Genomic DNA, 19,299 nt, shown 5'->3' on the forward strand with positions numbered 1-19,299 from the left:
CCCAGTCCCCAGTCCCCAGTCACCAGTCACCAGTCACCAGTCCCCAGTCACCAGTCCCCAGTCACCAGTCCCCAGTCACCAGTCCCCAGTCCCCAGTCACCAGTCCCCAGTCACCAGTCCCCAGTCCCCAGTCACCAGTCACCTAACTAGCAGCTAATTTACCCCAACCAATATAAGGTAAATTGTTTGCTACAGCTTTCACCTGTGCTGCATTTGCTACCAACTGTCCGCAAGCATCCCAAGTACCAGACACAAAAGTGGTTTTAGTTCCCTCACCCATAAACACCGGAAAAGTCAAATCATTGATTTTTACTTGCAAATTTTCCACATTTATGGTAATAGGCGCTTGGGGATTAGCAGTAACTAAATCTTGCAATTGCTTAACTATACTCGGTTCGGCTGTAACGCAAGGTATACCCATTGCCACACAGTTACCAAAGAAAATTTCCGCAAAGCTTTCACCAATAATGGCTTTGATGCCCCATTTAGCTAACGCTTGGGGTGCGTGTTCTCTGGATGAACCACAGCCAAAGTTACGGTTAACAATTAATATCTTTGCTCCTTGGTATTGGGGAAGATCGAAAGGATGTTGACCATTTAAAGCTGTTCTATCGTCAATAAATGCACCTTCTCCTAAACCATCAAAGGTGATGGCTTTTAAGTAGCGGGCGGGTATAATGCGATCTGTGTCGATGTCATCGCCAATTAAAGGAACGGCGCGATCGCTTATCTGTTTGATTTCACTTACCATAGTTTTAATGAACCGCAAAGTACACAAAGGACACGAAGGAAGAAGAGCTTAAGAGAGATTTTTCTTGTGTTTCTAGAGTTTTTTAATGAATGAACCACAGAGACACAGAGGAAACAGAGAAAGAAGAGTTTAAGAAACTTTATGTATGTAAACCACACTTTTAATTTCTCTCTGCGCCTCTGCGCCTCTGCGTGAGATAAAAAAGATGTAGTTTTTTTACCGACAATTTCGGCCTACAGCATTTCCCGTACATCAGCAACTTCACCCTTAATAGCGGCAGTTGCTACCATTGCCGGACTCATTAGCAGGGTGCGACCGGATGCTGATCCTTGTCTACCTTTGAAGTTGCGGTTAGACGATGAGGCGCTGATCTGTCTTCCTTGTAGTTTGTCGGGGTTCATGGCTAAACACATGGAACACCCTGGTTCTCTCCACTCAAAGCCAGCTTCAACAAAGATTTTATCTAGTCCTTCGGCTTCGGCTTCTTTTTTCACCCGTTCTGAACCGGGAACGACAAAGGCTTTTACACCTGCTGCAACTTTACGACCTTGGGCTATTTTCGCCGCTTCTCTTAGGTCGCTGATGCGTCCGTTGGTGCAGCTACCGATAAAGCAAACGTCAATTTTTGTACCTTGGATCGGTTGACCAGGGTAAAGGTCCATGTAACGATAAGCTTCTTCAGCAACAAAGCGATCTTCTTCTGCTAGTTCTGCTGCTGCGGGAATTTTCTGATCAACGCCTATTCCTTGACCGGGTGTTATTCCCCAGGTGACTGTCGGGGGTATGTCTTCGGCATTAAATACTACTACATCATCATATTCGGCATTGGCATCACTCCGCAGAGATTCCCACCAAGCAACGGCTTTGTCCCAGTCTGCGCCTTGGGGAGCGAAGTCTCTATTTTTCAAATATTCGTAAGTAATTTTATCAGGGTTCACATATCCGCATCTTGCACCACCTTCGATCGCCATATTGCAAACGGTCATCCGTTCTTCCATGTTCATCTGTTCAAAGGTAGTTCCTGCATATTCGTAAGCGTAACCTACACCACCTTTAACTCCCAAGGTGCGGATAATGTGTAAAATTACATCTTTAGCGTAAACTCCGGGTCTGAGTTTTCCGTTAACTTCAATTTTTCTAACTTTGAGTTTTGATAATGCTAGGGTTTGGGAAGCGAGAACGTCGCGGACTTGACTTGTACCGATACCAAAAGCGATCGCCCCAAAAGCACCATGACTAGATGTATGACTATCTCCACAAGCTATAGTCATTCCCGGTTGGGTTAGTCCCAACTCAGGGGCAATTACATGAACTATACCTTGATTTCCCGAACCAATATTATGGAAAGTAATGTTATTTTCTTGACAGTTTTGCTCTAACGCCTGGATCATTTCTTCCGCCATGCTATCCAAAAACGGACGTGCTTGGTTATCCGTAGGAACAATATGATCAACAGTGGCCACTGTGCGCTGTGGGAATAAAACTTTTAAACCCCTCTCTTTGAGCATAGCAAAGGCTTGAGGACTGGTAACTTCATGGATAAGGTGGAGGCCGATGAATAGTTGCGTTAGTCCTGATGGAAGTGTACCAACGGTGTGGATGTCCCAAACTTTGTCAAACAGAGTTCCCTTGCTCATACATCAAATTCTATGTTAAAGGAGTTGAGCTTTTGATTATATCAGAAAAGCGATAACGTTATCGAAAAATCAATAGGTAGGTTGGGTTGTTCGCGTTAGCGTTGCGAAGCATGGAACGAAACCCAACATCATTAAAACCTTTGTTGGGTTGCGCTGTCGCTTAACCCAACCTACATTTAGTAACTTTAAATTGTCTCCGGGTCAATATTTAATTCTCTCAATTTTGCCGCTAAACGTGCTGCTTTTTCAGCTTCTGCTTCTGCTCTTTTAGCTTCAGCTTTTCTTGCTTCTGCTTCTTGTTCTGCTCTTTTAGCTTCTTGTTCTGCACTTTCTTCCGGTGTAGGAACTAAAATTCCTTCCCGTGTAAAATACCGCAATAAACCATTATAAACACCCAAATATAAACCTAGTTGTTGACTCCATAAATGTCCTTTTTCATTTGCTGTCAACGGTTCATATTCTCCATCTAATAAATGAAAACCCGCAAATTCTAAAGTGTAAGGATCAAACCAAAAATAATCTGGAGTGCGGAATGTATTTTGATAGAGTTGTTTTTTAAATTCTCTATCTGTTTTTGCTGTACTGGGTGAGAGAATTTCGACAATTATATTAGGATATTTACCATCTTCATCCCACACTACCCAGCTTTTACGGGTTTTGCGTTCAGTTCCTAAAACAACAAAGAAATCTGGACCACGAGAATCTTCTGATTTTTTCTGATTTAGACTATAGTAAATGGTTAGGTTTCCAGCAGCATAGAAATCATTTCTATTTTTCCATAACCATTTAAGACATTTAATTAAGAGCATAATCTGCTCTAGATGCAGTTCTGTTTCCACGGGAGGTTCATCACTATATAAATCTCCAGGGGGAAATATTACATCTTGGTAGATGTTTTCTTGGGTTTCTTGTTCTTGTGCAATGATCATATATTTGATATGGCATCAAGTTGTAATTTTTTGATTATAACATTAGGTAATGGGTAATGGGTAATTGGTAATGGGTAATGGGTAATTGGTAATTGGTAATTGGTAATTGGTAAAAAACATCCTGTAAATCCTTAAATCCTGGATATCCTGATTCAGACAATGAAAATAATTAAACGCAGATGAACGCAGATGAACGCGGATTTTTAGATCCCCGACTTCTATTACTCGTTCCTATACTCTGTATGGGAATGAATGATTTAAGGCTCTGCCTTCTGATATATACTAGAGTCAGAGACTCTATTTAGCATTCCCAGTCGGAGACTGGGAACGAGTTTAAATCCTAGACATCCTGATTCAGACAATTTTTTAATTTTTAATTCAAATCGGCATTCTTGGAGGTGCTGTTTTCCACATTAAGTCAATTTCTTCGGGTGTTAACTGATAAGTTTGATTCACTAAATCAGAAAGTCTTTGTTCTAATTTCATAGCTTCATTTTTGCGGTTTTGAATTTCGGGAACATAATCATTATGTGCTTGACGTAAGGCTTTAAAGGCTGGTATACTTAATGGATCAGATGCTTTTTTAGCTGTCTTGGGTTTGGGCATTCTTTTTCTGACTTCTTCCACAAATTCATCAAATTCTAAAGTTGCAAAATCTGCTAGTTTATTTCCCAGTTTTTCAATTTTGTATTCTATTTGCAACCAGTCGAGAACGTCTTTATAAACTTGTCCGTTGAGTTTGGTTATTTCTATTAAACGAGTGACAATTTCTTCTACTTCTGCGCGTATTTCTGCTGTGGGTTGTGCAATGGGTAGATTTTCCATATAAATGTTTTTTAACCTTAGTGTTTCATTCAGTCCATGAATTGTAGTTCGAGACAAGTAATACCACATTAATGGTGAATTTAAAACTGCTAATATCCAAAGGTCACTTGAACTGAAAATAAAACATAAATCATTAGTAAAAATGCCAGTATTATCAAAACAGAACTCTGAATAAGTAGAAAGGTCTTTCCAAACAATCTTTGGTTGTTCAAACAAATGAGAATAACCTGAACCATAACGACTGAGTGCATACCAAGGAAATCTTCCTTGTTTGACTTCTGGACGCAGTTCTAAACCTTTTCTGTGTTCTTCTAACCAAAACAAAACAGAAGGATAATTATTGATCGGACAATCCCATTTTACAAAAATAATCCATAAATTATCCCATTCAGGACACCATCTTTTGATATCTTGTCCTCTCAATAACGGTTTAATAATTTCTGCACATTTCGGATCATCTAAAATCAGCTTTCTCTTAGTCGCATCATCTATTAAAAAAGCTTCATTAAAACCTGTCATTATTCCCCGATATGGTTTAACACCAGTAAACTCTTTTAACGGAACACCAACCCGTTGAATTTTCTGCATTAACTCATCCACCGCAGGAGGTTCTAAACTCCAAGCATTAGCAGAAAACCGCGACCAAGGTATAGTATAACTATTCTCTTCATTCTGCACATATTGAGTCAGGTTAATTTTCGGTAACTCCTCACGGGGAACAATACAAATTACAACTTCTTTATTTTCCCTCTCCGTTTCCGAAACTTTAGTTTTCCTGACTGCAACAATACAGGGAAAAGTATCAGCATCTTCAAAAATTGGTGCGTGTCCAAAATCAATAATTTGTTCAAACACACTTGACTGAGAAAAGAACCTTCTCAAAGCTTCCCCATAACCAGAACGTAACCATTTATTAGTCACAATATAGGAAAGTATTCCCTCTGGTTTTAATAAATTCAAACCTTTCTCATAAAAATAAATATAGATATCCGCTACCCCATCATAGGTTTGATAGTTTTCCTGTAAATAAGGTTTAAAAGGTGATAATAATTCCTGACGAATATAAGGAGGATTTCCAATTACTACATCAAAACCACCTTCAGCGCAAACTTGGGTAAATTCATTTTCCCAAATAAAAGGTAAATCTGTAAATTGTGCATCAGCAACAATAGAATTACCAACTTTGATATTATCATCTAAATAAGTTAAAGCTTTACCCTGAGTTGCAGTTTTTAACCACAAAGATAACTTAGTAATTTCTACTGACTCTGGAGATAAGTCAACCCCAAATAAATTATTACTGAGGATAGTTTTATCTAATTCCAAATTTTCTGAATCTTGATATTGTAAAAACCGCAAATTATCATGCACTCGTTGATACTGACTTTGCAAATAATCAAAAGCAGCAATTAAAAATGCACCTGAACCACACGCAGGATCAACAACTCGCGTTTTTACTAATATCTCATTTCGGTAAGTTAACCAAAATTGAATTTCTTGCGATCGCTGTTTTTCTGAATCTGTAAATTCTGCTAACTGTAAACTCTGTCTTAACTGAGTTTCCCGTTTTTGTAAATATCCACCAATGGCAATCTCGACAATATATTGAGTAATATAAGCAGGAGTATAAAACACTCCTAATTTTTTCCGCTTACCTTGTTTTTTATCAAACTCCTGTTTAGTAAAATCAGCTTTTAATTCTTCTAAATCTGTAATTGACTGTTCAAAAATCCGCCCTAAAATATCTACAGAAACTTCGGAATCAAAATCAAACCGTGTCAGGTTTTTCAGTTGGGTACATAAAGGATCAGGAATATTTAATGTTTCATCTAATAGCGGATCATGTTGAAACAAACCACCATTATAACCGGGAATTGGTGGATCATCATTACCTTGATCAACCCAGCGAAAAACGTCTTTATAAATTTCCCAAATCGGACGATTATTATAAGCATTTCTGCTATCATGAGCTTTAGTAATTGTCTGTTCTGGTAATAATCCCCTATCCTCACAAAATGCAATAAATAAAATTCTGTCTAATGTCTTTTGTGCTTTTTCAATTAATACCGCATCACGGTTAGGAATAGATGATTTATCAATAAAGCGAAAATGTTTAACCATGTTTAATCTGACTTGTTTATATTCCTCATACAGTTGTTTGGTAATATCTTCCTGTGCTTGATCAGAAGCGGTTAATAATCTATCAATTACAGATACATCTTTGATCGGTAAAAAATTATCCCGACAAAGAATAAAATAGAATTTTTTAAACTCCTGAAAATCTGCTAAATTTGCTAATACAAACTTTTCATAATAAGCTGGAGTTTTATTAATATGATATAATCGTAATTCTCGATAATTAGAAATAATGATCCAACGACAATCAGGAGTATAATTAGCATAATGCCATCCTTGATCAACTGCTGATTTATCCCTTCCTGATGCAGCACGATCTAAATTATTTTTAGTTCCTTTTAATTCAATAGGTGCTACTACTTGACCTTGTAATTTCACCTGACCTTTTTGGTTTTCTGTCGCTGTAAAATATCCTAAAGCAGCATCAGCAAAACCCCCACCATCAGCAATGTTTTTTTCTGGGTAAAGTTCCCATTTTTTACCCCCACCATCAATTACAGAACGATAACCTAACACATCTTGAAATATCTCTTTTAAGAAATTTCCCTGTAGAGAAACTTCGCTGATTTTATCCAGTGTACCTGAATTTAAAGCTTCAACCCATTTGCTAATTATTTGATGACGTGCTGTTAGATCTTCAGGAAATTTAAAAGCACCCAAGGCATTTTTTAACGCCTTTTTCTGAAATAAAGCTTTATCGTCTTTTTGATTCATATCTCATACCTATTGGTTCACTATTATTGAGTCTAACCTACCATGATTAAACAACAAATAAGCGTAACTGCCGAGGTAGGAAAACCGGGGATATTCCCATAAGGGTTAACGGCTATAGAATAAGGTTTTTAGATTGTTATAATAATCTAAAATCTGCTTCACCTGTTCCTCATTAGTATTTGGTTGGCAAGAAATAGACAAACCAGCAATTTGACTTTGATCATAATCAAAGTCTGAAGAAGTTTGGGGAATTAAATCCACATCAACCCCTTCCACCTGCCGCAAATGTGCTGCTATTTCTCGATATACAGCTAAAGGTAAATTAGGAAATTCTATTTTTTGTTGATTCTGTTCCATAATTCCATAAAAAGTATAAAATCATCACAATAATATAAAACCGGACATTTCCGGTTATGCAACCAATTTAATTGCCAGAATTGATGTTATATCTATAAACTTACAGCAAACTTACGGCAGATTGTCAATGAATGAAGTACAAACTGCACAACAAAATGACTCCTGACTCCTGACAGCGTAGCGCCAGCCATATTCTGCTGTAACCAGATAGCTAACCAACTCTTACAAACCCATTGAAATGGAAACCCCAACAGCAGGTTGTGCAGGTTCAGACTTTGCAGGTTCAGACTTTGCAGGTTCAGACTTTGCAGGTTCAGACTTTGCAGGTTCGGTAGAGGGTTTTTCTCCCACTGCTTTAGCAACTTCAATTCCGAACTGTTCAAACACAACCACAGGATTAGAACCTCTGTTCATCTCAATTCGTTTAATCAAAACCCCATTACCCAATCTTTGCCCAGCTTGTACATAGCGGCTGGTAAGTTCTTCCGGCACTTTAATAATTGCCTGGGGTTCTTTACCAATAACAACTATACCACTGACCAAAACCGCTTGAGCATCTTCAGGCTTGGGAGCAGGTGGTAACACAGGCTTAACAGGCTCTTTAGCCACAACTTGAGGCAAAACCATGGGCAAAACTGGAGTCAAAGGAGGTTTTGGTTGAGGTGGAGGAGTAGTAATTTGTACACGAGCCTGGCCATTTTGTCCCCCCTGAGCTTGATTTGTTCCTGTTTGTTGTGGAGTTGGCAAAGGAGGCAGTTTAGGAACTTCTTTTTGCTCAGAATTGGCAGCAATTGGTACCCATAAGGGCTTAATAATTTCCGCAAATGGATCAGTCCGCCCTTTTTGTGCCAAATCCACGCGCAAATCGCCTCTAGTGGATTCAATCAAGCCGGGATTATTTGCCTTTATTGCTTGATCTTTTTGAGAAGACACCACAGGATTAGCAAAGGGTGTCTTTTCTTCTGGGTTTTCTGCTGCTGTTTGGGGAATTGTTGCTGCTGGAGGAGTGTTAGTAGCTTCTGGCGTATCATTAACTGTACATCCAGCGATCGCCAAAGTTAAAATAGCCGCAGCTACAATCTGTGAATTAATTTGTGAATTTATACCCATTAGCTGTTCTCGAGAGCTATAGGAAAGTTTACTTATGGAAATCAACACGCCTGAAATTGTGATTACAGGCCAAGTCTGTTTTCTTTATAACCTAAATTTTACATTTCCAGAGTTATTTTTAACACTCCAGCAAATCATGGTTTCAGAGGATTGGCTATTAATTTTCAGGCGCTACCATGATTTTTTTCAGCATATCTAATCCTTTTTTGACTTTACGAGAAACAGTAACTACACTAATTCCTAAATGTTCTGCAACTTGCTTCTGTGTCAAATCATGTAAAAACACGCATTCTAACACTTCCCGGGTGCGGTTTTCCAACTGTACTAATACTTGTTGTAATCTGATTTGGTCTTCTTGCGCTAATTGAAAGCTGCGGTAATTTGGATCGGGAACCAATTCCCCCAAACTGGTAGATCCTTCTTCTCCATTCTGTATGGGTACATCCAAACTCAGAGGAGAGCGATTCACCCATGCTAATTTAATTTCCTGCCATTCACTTTGAGAAATTTCCAATGCACCAGCTATTTCTGCATCAGTCGGTTGGCGGTTGTATTTTTCCCGCAAAGAACGGGAAACACCTATGGCTTGCTGTTGTAGTGCTAACCAGCGCCGGGGTATCCGCATGGTTACGCCTTTGTCCCGGAGGTAATGTTGAATTTCCCCACGAATGTAAGGAATAGCGTAAGAACTAAAGGCGTGTCCTTTAGAAAGTTCAAATTTCTCAATAGCTCTAATTAAACCCAAACAGCCGACTTGGATCAAATCTTCATAGCTTTCATGACATTGATTTATCCAGTAGTGAGCTTCTTTTCTCACCAGCCCAAAATTTAGTTTCACTAGTTGATTACGAAGGCGTTCTGAGGGACATTGCTCATATTCTCGCAACAACTGTGAAATCTCATGTTTTAGTTCGTTCGTGGCTGTAGTAGGCATAGCACATTCAGGATTTAGCAAATAGAGTGTTTATTAATCGCTGCTAAACTTAATTTTTAGACGCGCTATAGGCAGATATGCACGTTCTTGAACAACTCATAAAGCCATCAGGCAGACTAAAATTTTTGGCTAGAAAAGATTTTGAGGATGGGTTGAAAATCTAGGGCGATTTTCAGCAGAGTTGCTTTTTAGTGATCGAAGTCAATTTGGTCTGTTGTAGCTTATTAAACAACTCGCATAGAATTAAAATATACAATTCTTTCCCTAATGTCAAACCGGGATATTACGTAACTTAATAAATGCAATATGAAATGTACTGATAAATAGCCAAAAATTCTATCTATTATTTTTCTAAATTAATAAAAATTATTGATTAGTAATAGTACGTATTTAATTTTATTAAATTCATCTAATTTCCCAAAACATGAATTTGACAACTGTTTATTTACGGAAAAATCACAGGTGATGAGAAATCAGCCAAAAGTTTACCAGTCTAAAAAAAACCAACTACCCTCTCAAAAAGCAGGGCAGTTGGATAAATTTTTTTATAGCTGTAGACAGAGTAGTTAGAACATCAATTAATCATGAAACTGCTACTAAAAAAGGATTTTACTCCTGACTCTTGAACGGTAGTTGCTTCATTTGAGGAGTTACCCCTGTGGACGGGTTTCTCGGCTGGAAGGGAGTGGCGTGAGACCCTAAGACCGCACCGCCTCCTCCTGACTACTGCTATAACAACAGGAATTTAGCCGCGATTTGTTTCTACGCGACCGTAGAATAAACCACGAATCTTAACTTCTTTAGGTTCGCCAGCACCCAAATCTGTATCAGAGGGCTGTATACTTTCAAAAGTACCAGCTATTTCGCCAGTAGAACTGTCTACTTTAGCTACTTGTAAAGAAATCTTGCCATTGAGGATTTCTGTACGCTTCACATTAGCTCGTGTCAAATCATCATCGTCGGCTTGGGCTGGTAATGCCACAGCATTATCATAACCACTGACAACACCACGACCTTTGGGATCTAGGAAAGAAGCACCACGATAAGAAGGAACTTTAAACTTACCTTCAAAATCAGTAGAAGTATTAATGCTGGTCAAATTAGGCTGTGTTTGTGCAATCAAGTTTTTGACAGTAAATAAGAAAGGTACTAGTTCACCACCAGGAAGTTTGACTGTGATAGCTTGGAAATCAAGACCATCTTTTTCTACAAAGGTCAGACTGTTATCTGGGTTGATTTTTAAATCACCTTGTACTTGATCAATAGTGGATGTGTTACGAGTCACCAATTTACCAGCTACAAATTCAGCTTCTTGCCGTTTGTTAGCGGGTTCTTCTTTGACAAAGTAATTGGTAGGTTCTAAGCACAGTTCTTTGATGGTGTAGGTCTGACCGTTATCCAAAGCAATAGAACCACGGCTTGTTTCTGCCAGCTGAGGGCATTTGTTAGCCAAGCCAGTACCTCGAATTTGTTCGTAAGTCAGCAAGTCTCTGCTGCTAGATGAAGGCGCATCACTACAAGCAGTTATCAGCCCCAAGCATAAAGCTAAGAATGCAACTATTAAAGCGCGATACCTCATGGTCAACCTCAATGTCATTAATATTTAAGTTGTAAAACGGCTCTACTAAACGTAATAAAACGCATTCCGTTTTGAGTTTTCAGGTTTAGCTTCAGAACCAGCAGTTTCTCTCATCAGAGTTAGATGGAAGTTGCTTTTTCCTTAGCTTCAAACCAACAGTCTACTGAGTGGCATTTGGCAGGGTTTGGCTAAATGGATGAGTAGACCACAACACAGAAACGCCTCAAGGCATCTGTTATTAATGCGAAGTAGGCTATACTTCGCGCTTTGCTCTTACATCAGGTAAAAGCGGCATGACCCAAATCATCCTGTATTGTATATGTATTGCTAGTACATACAATCTTTGGTTTGATAGGGAAATTAGCCAAGTTATAGTGCCAAAAAGCATAAGATTTCTCTGATGCTATTTGTTAGTCGGAAATGAATCCCCAAAATTCACTAAAACGTAATTAAGCCCTCACATTAAATCTGTGGGGATTACTTTACGTACAATATTCAAACTACCATTCACATTGGCATCAATCAATTGACAATTAGCGCCTCGTCATTAGTAGTTCTTCGCTTGATTTTCGCTTGCTTTTTGTGATTTCGCTCTTACCCCTGCCCATCCTCCCTTTTTTCGGGTGTTTCGGGTATTGTATTACTTTTATAGAACAGCAGCAGAAAATTACATGAACAATGACCAAAATTTGCCAGCGGGAAATTTATCTGCTAAGTTGCAAGCGATCGCATCTGCTGTGCAAGATGCAGCCCACGCTTGTCAAGGCAATGTTACAGCATTATTATCTTTGCTGAGACAATTGGAAAAGTTACATAAAGAGATTCGTGATGGAATTTTTCAAGATAGTTTGCCCGATAACCGCCAAAGACTCTACGCACTGCTCAGAGATATTGAGTCTGAGGGGGGTTGGCCTTATATTGAACGTATGCGATTACAAGAATTTCTAGTGAATTTACCAGTAGAAAGTAATGAAAAAACTCCTGTTATCCACAACACTAACGAATCCTGTGATACTGATAACTGGTTAGAATGGTAAGCTCAAGAGTTTACCAATCACCAATTACCGTGGTTTTCAGGAATTAGACTCAAACCAGAAAGGGGTTTTCATGGCCGGTATAGTATCAGTTTCCCGCAAGAATTTAGCTCAACGCCGTAAAAAATTACGTAGGCAGCAGCAAAGAAAAATCATTCACATTATTTGGCGAACACTGGCTGCTAGTGGTCTAGCAGGTGGATTGCTGTGGGTAACACTCCAACCAATGTGGGTGTTAAAAAAACCTGCACAAATAGTTATGAAATCAGGCAATCAATTATTATCCGAGCAAGCTATTCAATCGCTGTTGGCGCTGTCCTATCCCCAATCTTTGTGGCGAATAGAGCCTTCTGCAATTGCCGAAACTTTAGAAGCACAACCCGCTATTGCACAAGCCACTGTAAGCCGTCGTCTGTTTCCGCCTGGGTTAATGATTGAAATTCAAGAGAGATTACCAGTGGCAGTGATTCACACCCTACCAAAACAAAGCACAACCAGTTGCAATACTCAGCCTCAATCTTCGGCAAACTCTGGCAAACAAGCAACATCTTCATGTTTGCAAAATACTCCTGCTGGAAGCAAACAGGATGATGTCAGTTTACTAGATGCTAGTGGCGCTTTGATTCCTCTAGCAAAATACACTGCACTTAACCCCACAGGTAAATTGCCTACCCTCAAAGTTCTTGGTTCACCAGAAAAATATTGCCCCTATTGGACTGAACTTTATCAAGCTGTCAGTCAGAGTTCTGTTAAAGTGATGGAAATTGATTGCCAAGATCCCACAAATTTAATTTTGAAAACAGAATTAGGAAATGTCCATCTTGGTGTTCCTAATGCCCAATTACCGGAAAAAATCCAATTACTTGTGCAAATGCGGCATTTACCAGCAAAATTCAAGCCCAAACAATTAGCCTATATTGATATCAAAAATCCTGACCGACCTTTAGTACAAATGAACCAAAAATAACAAATTAACTTCCCAGATACCTAACAAGCTTGAGCCTGTTTGAGTACAGAAACCAGTTTTTGAGGATAAAAATGATAAAAATATTAGTTAGTTTTACGGTTCGCACCATTGAAATAAAAATTGGCATGAACTTTTGATTAAAATGGCAGGATAAATATTAGAAACTTCTTGGAGATAATCTTTATGCAGGTCGATAAAAAATCAAGGGTTTGGGTGCAGCGTTCTTGCACCTTGGTGGGGAGGTTTCCCAATCAAAACTACCGTCGTCCATTGGTAACTGCATTTTGTATGTGAGTATTCAACCTCATAGGTTTATAACCAAAAACTAAACCAAACGCATTTTTGATATATCTTCTGGAGTAAAAAGTAATGCTTTACACAGTAAATCACTGAAAAATTTAGTAGTTATCGAAAAAATGAACAAATAAAGCTGTAAAATTGACTGCTAATAAAAGTTTCGAGCAGAAATAGTGGGGGATACTGAGCATCAAATTCACAGAGTAATACTGGGAAAACTTAGCAACATAGTATAGAAAATCTTAATGTCTAGATCAAGTTATATAAACCGATTTTCGGACAATGTAGGTATACTTTTCTAGAATTAGTTATGCGATTGCGCGGTGCGCAGTGCTGACAGCCCAGTTTGCTCTAAGCCATAGGCGATCGCCTAAGTTGCCAAATGATCCCATAACTAATTATGATCGTGTCTCGCAGACAGCGCCAAAACTTACAGAGATTTACAGAGACTTACAGAGGGATAACTGCTCCCATGCTCCCCTTGAGTAAGAATTAAAAGTCTAGATTTGTCTAGGTTTTGCACAGCAGAACAATAAAAAATATTGATTGTCATAGACGGTGACAGTCTCCAACTCAACTATATTTGACTCTTAGGTGAATAACACCAAAACAAGTCGTTTATCTACCTTCATCAAGCCAATGACATTTGATAATAACCAAGAGCTTACCTATAAAAATGCCCAATCTGTGGGACAAACAGGGTTATCTTTGTCCGTTAACTCTAATAATCCCTTTGGTAGTTCCGGGCTAAACTTTGCCCAAAGTAACGACAGTAAAAAAATTACGGAAAATAGTCGCATTGGTGAAATTGTTCCGGGCCGAGTCGCCAATATTAAAGTTATTGGTGTTGGTGGTGGCGGTGGCAATGCTGTTAACCGCATGATTGAATCTGATGTTTCTGGGGTGGAATTTTGGTCAATTAACACCGATGCCCAAGCCTTGACTTTAGCTGGCGCTCCCAGTCGTTTGCAAATCGGGCAGAAACTAACCAGGGGTTTAGGTGCGGGGGGTAATCCTGCTATTGGTCAGAAGGCAGCGGAAGAATCACGTGATGAAATTGCTACCGCTTTAGAAGGTGCAGACCTAGTTTTTATCACTGCGGGTATGGGTGGTGGAACAGGTACGGGTGCTGCGCCAATTGTGGCGGAAGTGGCCAAAGAAATGGGCGCTTTGACTGTGGGTGTAGTGACCCGTCCGTTTGTATTTGAGGGACGGCGACGCACTAGCCAAGCCGAGCAGGGTATTGAAGGATTAAAAAGTAGGGTTGATACCTTGATTATTATTCCTAACAATAAGCTGTTGGAGGTAATTCCTGAACAAACACCTGTACAAGAAGCTTTTCGCTATGCCGATGATGTGTTGCGTCAAGGGGTACAGGGTATTTCTGATATTATTACGATTCCTGGTTTGGTGAATGTGGACTTTGCCGATGTGCGAGCAGTCATGGCAGATGCGGGATCAGCATTGATGGGTATTGGTGTGAGTTCTGGCAAATCTAGAGCTAGAGAAGCTGCGATCGCCGCGATTTCCTCACCATTATTAGAATGCTCTATTGAAGGTGCTAGAGGGGTTGTCTTCAATATCACTGGTGGTAGTGATCTCACTCTGCATGAAGTGAATGCGGCTGCGGAAACAATTTATGAGGTGGTTGATCCCAATGCCAATATTATTTTCGGAGCAGTGATTGATGACAGACTGCAAGGAGAAGTCAGAATTACCGTGATTGCGACTGGGTTTACCGGAGAAATTCAAGCTGCTCCACAACAAACTGTGGCCACTCCCAGAGTAGTGACTCCATCTCCCAGGAAGCTAGGAGTACAACCAACTGTTAATCAACCAACTGTTAATCAACCAACTCCAACTCCTGAACCTAAAGAAAAACCGATTTTAGATATTCCTGATTTTCTCCAACGACGACGCACACCACCGAAAAATTAAGTAATTGTAGATTTGAGATTTTAGATTAAGTTTGCAGTCTCAGTTCTGGCGTTTGTGCTTTATACAATTTCTTAGTTTTACGTTTATCACCAAAGATAGGGGTCTGCAATTTAGTTGCCTACCCCATATTTTATTGGAGTTTTTTTATTTAGTCATTGGTAATTGGTAATTGGTAATTAGGGTTTGCTGAAAAAGTTATCTGTGAAAGCTAGGTGACAGGTGACAGGTGACAGGTGACAGGTGACAGGTGACAGTTTCAAGAGTTGGATAGGAAGGATTTTTTCTTTAAGTAGGAATTAAGTGCAAGGTTTTTCAGTTGCCACCTCATAAAAGCTGGCACTTTTTGAAAGTTAAAATAGCTAAAACCCTTTACCTGTAAAGTTTTCGGATTTATATGGCTAACGCCACGCTACGCTATCAGCAAACCCTAATTAGGTTATTCATCTTCCCACCCACCTTCCGCACCCTAAACTGTCACACAACGAAGATTGACCGTTTGGGGATTTGAGATTGGCGAACTGCTTGCAGCAGCGCTTCGCTATCGCCACCTAAGATTTAGACTATTTTGTATCAAAATTATCCTCAAAGGTATTCAAAAATCCGAAATTACCGATTGTGACACTAGGGGGTGCGGAATGTGGGTCCCCAGTCCCCAGTCCCCAGTCCCCAGTCCCCAGTCACCAGTCCCCAGTTCCCATTCACCTGCTCTAGCCATTGAATAACCTGATGAGCAAGGTGAGTACCATCTAGGCGATCAATTTCTCGGATGCCCGTGGGACTGGTAACGTTGACTTCTGTGAGGTAGCCACCAATCACGTCAATACCAACAAAAATCAAGCCGTCTTGACGCAGTTTTTCTGCCAATAAGGTGCAAATTTCCTGTTCTCTTGCGGTAATTTCCGTTTGAGCAACAGTACCACCTGTTGCCATATTATTGCGAAAATCACTACCACTAGAAAGGCGATTGAGCGCCCCAATAGGTTCGCCATTGAGCAAGATAATTCGCTTGTCTCCCTCCTTAGCTGCGGGTAAATAGTTTTGTACCATTACTGGTAATCGACCTTGCAGGGTACTGAGTTCGACTATTGAGTTAAAATTGCGATCGCCTGATTGTAAAAATAAAATCCCCTCCCCAGCTTTGTTACCCAATGGTTTGAGAACTGTTGCACCCTTAGCTTCTACAAATTGGCGGATCACCTTTTTATCAGCACTCACAATGGTTTCAGGGATGGCTTGAGTAAATTGCAAGGCATACATTTTTTCATTTGCGGCTCTGATACCATTGGGGTTGTTAATTACCAGGGTTTTATTTTGGTCAATGTAATCCAAAATATAAGTAGCATAGAGGTAGGAATCGTTGACTGGTGGGTCTGTCCGCATAAATACAGCGTCCATTGACTCCAAAGCAGTGAGGAGGCTAGAACCTAACTTATACCAAGGATTTGCGGCTACCCAACGTCCCTCTATTAATTCCACTGGTACAAGTTCTACTTGCTGTAAAACAGCCCAAGCTTTGCTATCCACAACATTTAACAAATTCGCTTGGGTTATCCAAACTTCATGACCAAGAATTTGCGCTGCTTCCATGAGGGCAACACTCGTATCATGGCAAGGGTCAAGCTGATGGATGGGATCAATAATAAAAGCCAGTTTCACCCTTTCTACCTCAATTATCAAAAAAAATTTAATTGTTATGGATCTAAAAATCACGTTACAACCCAAGGTTTAACGGGTGATGAACTGCGGGCAAAGCTGATTTAAGGATGCCAGTATTCAAATGAAACGCCTGTAAACGCTGCTGGGGATATTCTAATAATTCCAAAAAGCAGGTTTCTAAGAAAACTTGAATCTCCCGCTACACCGTTAGGTTGGTGGGGGAGTCTCAAGACGCTTGACCTAAACCTTAGAACCTCCAAGAAGAGTATCTAGTTGGCCTGTACTGTCTAAAGTGTAAAGATTATCACAACCACCAATGTGATGATTATTGATAAAAATTTGAGGCAGAGAACGCTTTCCATTTGCTCTTTGAGCCATTTCAGTTCTTGCTACCTCATCTCCATCAATGTTGTATTCGATGAAATCAACGCCTTTATTTAATAGTAGGTTTTTGGCACGGTTACAAAATGGGCAGGTACTCCAAGTGTAGATTTCTACTTTGGCAGTCATAACATCCTCAAGTTGAGCAAATACTTTTCAATTATAAAAGGTAGCTTCTGTCTCATCCTTGGCCAGAACGATGCCAGAGCTACCAGCAAATCATCCAAAATCCAAAATCTAAAATTTTCAAGCTCAATTTTCAAGCTCAATTTTCAAGCTCAATTTTCAAGCTCAATTTTCAAGCTCAACCGCCGTCTACTGCATATTGAATCAACTGGGACAGGCGTAGGCGTACAGTATCTAAACCTAAACGTTGACTGGCGGAGATAAACACCGCTAGAGGAAATTCTTCTTGCGCCAAAGCCAGAGTTTCACTATCGACTTGATCGATCTTGTTAAATACAACTAATGCCGGACCGGGAGTAATAGGCATTTGGGCAAGAATATCCCGAACTGACCGAATATGACTTAACCAGGCAGGATGGGATAAATCCACTAAATGTAGTAGGGCATCTGCTTCGGTGACTTCCTCCAAGGTGGCGCGGAAAGCATCCATTAAAGAAGCTGGTAATTCATGAATAAACCCTACAGTATCTGTGATTAAGGTTTCCTGGGGTTCATTTGTATCCGCATGAGGAATAATCAGACGACGGGTGGTGGGATCAAGTGTGGCAAACAGTTGGTCGGCTGTATATACTTCCGCGTTGGTGAGGGCGTTGAGCAAGGTAGACTTGCCCGCGTTGGTATAACCCACCAAGGCCACTGAAGGAACTTCCCGATGTTGTCGCCGTTGCCTTAACCGACAACGATGAGCTTGTAATTGGTTTACTTCTTGCTGTAGTCGAGAAATCCTTCTTTGAATTGCTCGCCGTTCTGTTTCTAATTTGGTTTCACCAGGTCCACGAGTCCCGATCCCACCCCCTAGTCGGGACATGGCACGGCCTCTGCCGGTGAGTCTTGGCAGCATATATTCTAGCTGCGCTAGTTCAACTTGTAATTTACCAGCACCAGATTGGGCGCGTTGGGCAAAGATATCTAATATCACTTCTGTGCGGTCAACAACTCTGACACCAATCTGCGCTTCTAGGTTGCGGACTTGAGCGGGTGAAAGGTCACGGTCAAAAACTACCAAATTTGCTCCCAAGGTTTGGGCGGTTAAAGCTACTTCTTGGACTTTACCTTCACCAATTACTGTTTGAGGATGAATGCGCGATCGCTTTTGTTGTAAGGCCTGCAAGACATCACCCCCAGCCGTATCCACTAGCCTTGCTAGTTCGGCTATGGTGTCTTGAAATCGTTGGGGAGTCATATCATCGGTTAGTACCCCGACTATAACCACGCGATCATGGTCAGCGTCTACTTCTTGAGCAATATATTCCCGACGGAATTCTGCTTCTAGACTTTCCACCAAGTCCAGAAAATCCTGTTCGGCGATCGCATCTAAACTCAGAGGTGGCGATACGCTGGAATATAAGGCTGAATCTGGAATATTCATTCCTGATGACTGAGTTAAAACTAATTGTCTGCTATTAGCTACCAAATGCGCCAAATAAGCTTCTTTTACGTACCCAGTCGCTCCGCCACCCCGACGGGTAAATCCAGTGCCGGTAATATTCAGCATTACTAGAGCATCTAAACGTTGTAGCGCCATTGCTGTCAGTGCCGCCTCATTCGGTGGTTCTGCTTTGAGATGGGTGGCTATACAACGAATACCGCTCAACCGTTCTGCACCATAACGGGGCAGTTCTAGAGGTGGGATTTGGGTTTGACGTGGATTGCCTACTCCTACCCGGATCACTTGTCCGCGACGGTTGAGGTAGGTACATACAGGTTGATTTATTTCCGTACTAATTGCTGCCAGCCTTTGGGCGAACTCCGGTGTTGTCATGCGATCGCCCGATATACGCTGGTGGTACAGCCGCTGTAGTTGCTTGAGCTGGCTGGACTTTAAACCTTGGAGATTTCCGAAGATAGTCTCTATAGGCGCTTATGAC

The 19,299-nt window shown here is 40.4% G+C and carries 15 protein-coding genes; 3 read left to right on the forward strand and 12 right to left on the reverse strand.

Features of this window, described 5'->3' with window-relative positions; genetic code table 11:
• Positions 1–142: 142 nt before the first annotated feature.
• From leuD to H6F47_RS05050, 9 genes are all read right to left on the reverse strand, one after another.
• Positions 143–751 carry a 3-isopropylmalate dehydratase small subunit gene (gene leuD / locus H6F47_RS05015; RefSeq protein ID WP_096566695.1) on the reverse strand — a complete coding sequence of 203 codons (609 nt, stop codon included), beginning with the start codon at positions 749–751 and terminating at the stop codon, positions 143–145.
• 233 nt (positions 752–984) lie between these two features.
• Positions 985–2,388 carry a 3-isopropylmalate dehydratase large subunit gene (leuC, locus tag H6F47_RS05020; protein WP_190346320.1) on the reverse strand — a complete coding sequence of 468 codons (1,404 nt, stop codon included), beginning with the start codon at positions 2,386–2,388 and terminating at the stop codon, positions 985–987.
• A 185-nt stretch (positions 2,389–2,573) separates the two neighbouring features.
• On the reverse strand, positions 2,574–3,317 hold the full coding sequence (locus H6F47_RS05025) for a Uma2 family endonuclease (protein ID WP_190647904.1): 744 nt from the start codon (positions 3,315–3,317) through the stop codon (positions 2,574–2,576).
• 34 nt (positions 3,318–3,351) lie between these two features.
• Positions 3,352–3,477, reverse strand: coding sequence for a hypothetical protein (locus H6F47_RS28400; protein WP_277877131.1), 126 nt, complete (start codon positions 3,475–3,477; stop codon positions 3,352–3,354).
• A 218-nt stretch (positions 3,478–3,695) separates the two neighbouring features.
• On the reverse strand, positions 3,696–6,992 hold the full coding sequence (locus H6F47_RS05030; protein ID WP_190647906.1) for an Eco57I restriction-modification methylase domain-containing protein: 3,297 nt from the start codon (positions 6,990–6,992) through the stop codon (positions 3,696–3,698).
• 105 nt (positions 6,993–7,097) lie between these two features.
• Entirely contained in the window at positions 7,098–7,349 is a 252-nt protein-coding gene (locus H6F47_RS05035; protein ID WP_190346318.1) for a hypothetical protein, read from the reverse strand.
• A 222-nt stretch (positions 7,350–7,571) separates the two neighbouring features.
• Positions 7,572–8,459, reverse strand: coding sequence for a hypothetical protein (locus H6F47_RS05040; protein WP_190647908.1), 888 nt, complete (start codon positions 8,457–8,459; stop codon positions 7,572–7,574).
• Positions 8,460–8,616: 157 nt separating this feature from the next.
• Complete coding sequence (locus H6F47_RS05045) at positions 8,617–9,393, reverse strand: RNA polymerase sigma factor SigF (protein WP_137666204.1); 777 nt, start codon at positions 9,391–9,393, stop codon at positions 8,617–8,619.
• Between the two features lie 745 nt (positions 9,394–10,138).
• Entirely contained in the window at positions 10,139–10,972 is an 834-nt protein-coding gene (locus H6F47_RS05050) for a photosystem II manganese-stabilizing polypeptide (protein ID WP_096566685.1), read from the reverse strand.
• Positions 10,973–11,643: 671 nt separating this feature from the next.
• Here H6F47_RS05050 and H6F47_RS05055 point away from each other — a divergent pair.
• From H6F47_RS05055 to ftsZ, 3 genes are all read left to right on the forward strand, one after another.
• A complete protein-coding gene (locus H6F47_RS05055; protein ID WP_137666205.1) occupies positions 11,644–12,009 on the forward strand; it encodes a hypothetical protein in 366 nt (121 codons plus the stop codon).
• Positions 12,010–12,079: 70 nt separating this feature from the next.
• Positions 12,080–12,973 carry an FtsQ-type POTRA domain-containing protein gene (locus H6F47_RS05060; RefSeq protein WP_190647910.1) on the forward strand — a complete coding sequence of 298 codons (894 nt, stop codon included), beginning with the start codon at positions 12,080–12,082 and terminating at the stop codon, positions 12,971–12,973.
• Positions 12,974–13,909: 936 nt separating this feature from the next.
• A complete protein-coding gene (gene ftsZ / locus H6F47_RS05065) occupies positions 13,910–15,208 on the forward strand; it encodes a cell division protein FtsZ (RefSeq protein WP_096566679.1) in 1,299 nt (432 codons plus the stop codon).
• 621 nt (positions 15,209–15,829) lie between these two features.
• On the opposite strand, the gene gshB is transcribed toward ftsZ, so the two are convergent.
• The 3 genes from gshB to hflX form a co-directional block, all read right to left on the reverse strand.
• The gene (gene gshB / locus H6F47_RS05070; RefSeq protein ID WP_347239064.1) at positions 15,830–16,864 is read right to left on the reverse strand and encodes a glutathione synthase; all 1,035 of its coding nucleotides are present in this window, start codon (positions 16,862–16,864) and stop codon (positions 15,830–15,832) included.
• 240 nt (positions 16,865–17,104) lie between these two features.
• Positions 17,105–17,374 (reverse strand): glutaredoxin 3, encoded by a 270-nt coding sequence (grxC, locus tag H6F47_RS05075; protein ID WP_137666207.1) that lies wholly within the window; start codon positions 17,372–17,374, stop codon positions 17,105–17,107.
• Positions 17,375–17,549: 175 nt separating this feature from the next.
• Positions 17,550–19,286: a GTPase HflX gene (gene hflX / locus H6F47_RS05080; RefSeq protein ID WP_190647958.1), complete on the reverse strand. Its 1,737-nt coding sequence runs from the start codon at positions 19,284–19,286 to the stop codon at positions 17,550–17,552.
• Between the last annotated feature and the right edge of the window lie 13 nt (positions 19,287–19,299).

Source organism: Sphaerospermopsis sp. FACHB-1094 (assembly GCF_014696195.1).
Taxonomy (GTDB): Bacteria; Cyanobacteriota; Cyanobacteriia; order Cyanobacteriales; family Nostocaceae; genus Sphaerospermopsis; species Sphaerospermopsis kisseleviana.

What these genes read in the sequence shown, in the direction of transcription:
- H6F47_RS05025 (WP_190647904.1), bottom strand. Translation starts at nt 3,317, where the DNA reads ATGATCATTGCACAAGAACAAGAAACCCAAGAAAACATCTACCAAGAT.
- H6F47_RS05035 (WP_190346318.1), bottom strand. Translation starts at nt 7,349, where the DNA reads ATGGAACAGAATCAACAAAAAATAGAATTTCCTAATTTACCTTTAGCT.
- grxC (WP_137666207.1), bottom strand. Translation starts at nt 17,374, where the DNA reads ATGACTGCCAAAGTAGAAATCTACACTTGGAGTACCTGCCCATTTTGT.
- H6F47_RS05045 (WP_137666204.1), bottom strand. Translation starts at nt 9,393, where the DNA reads ATGCCTACTACAGCCACGAACGAACTAAAACATGAGATTTCACAGTTG.
- H6F47_RS05040 (WP_190647908.1), bottom strand. Translation starts at nt 8,459, where the DNA reads ATGGGTATAAATTCACAAATTAATTCACAGATTGTAGCTGCGGCTATT.
- leuC (WP_190346320.1), bottom strand. Translation starts at nt 2,388, where the DNA reads ATGAGCAAGGGAACTCTGTTTGACAAAGTTTGGGACATCCACACCGTT.
- H6F47_RS05055 (WP_137666205.1), top strand. Translation starts at nt 11,644, where the DNA reads ATGAACAATGACCAAAATTTGCCAGCGGGAAATTTATCTGCTAAGTTG.
- H6F47_RS05030 (WP_190647906.1), bottom strand. Translation starts at nt 6,992, where the DNA reads ATGAATCAAAAAGACGATAAAGCTTTATTTCAGAAAAAGGCGTTAAAA.
- H6F47_RS05060 (WP_190647910.1), top strand. Translation starts at nt 12,080, where the DNA reads ATGGCCGGTATAGTATCAGTTTCCCGCAAGAATTTAGCTCAACGCCGT.
- ftsZ (WP_096566679.1), top strand. Translation starts at nt 13,910, where the DNA reads ATGACATTTGATAATAACCAAGAGCTTACCTATAAAAATGCCCAATCT.
- leuD (WP_096566695.1), bottom strand. Translation starts at nt 751, where the DNA reads ATGGTAAGTGAAATCAAACAGATAAGCGATCGCGCCGTTCCTTTAATT.
- H6F47_RS05050 (WP_096566685.1), bottom strand. Translation starts at nt 10,972, where the DNA reads ATGAGGTATCGCGCTTTAATAGTTGCATTCTTAGCTTTATGCTTGGGG.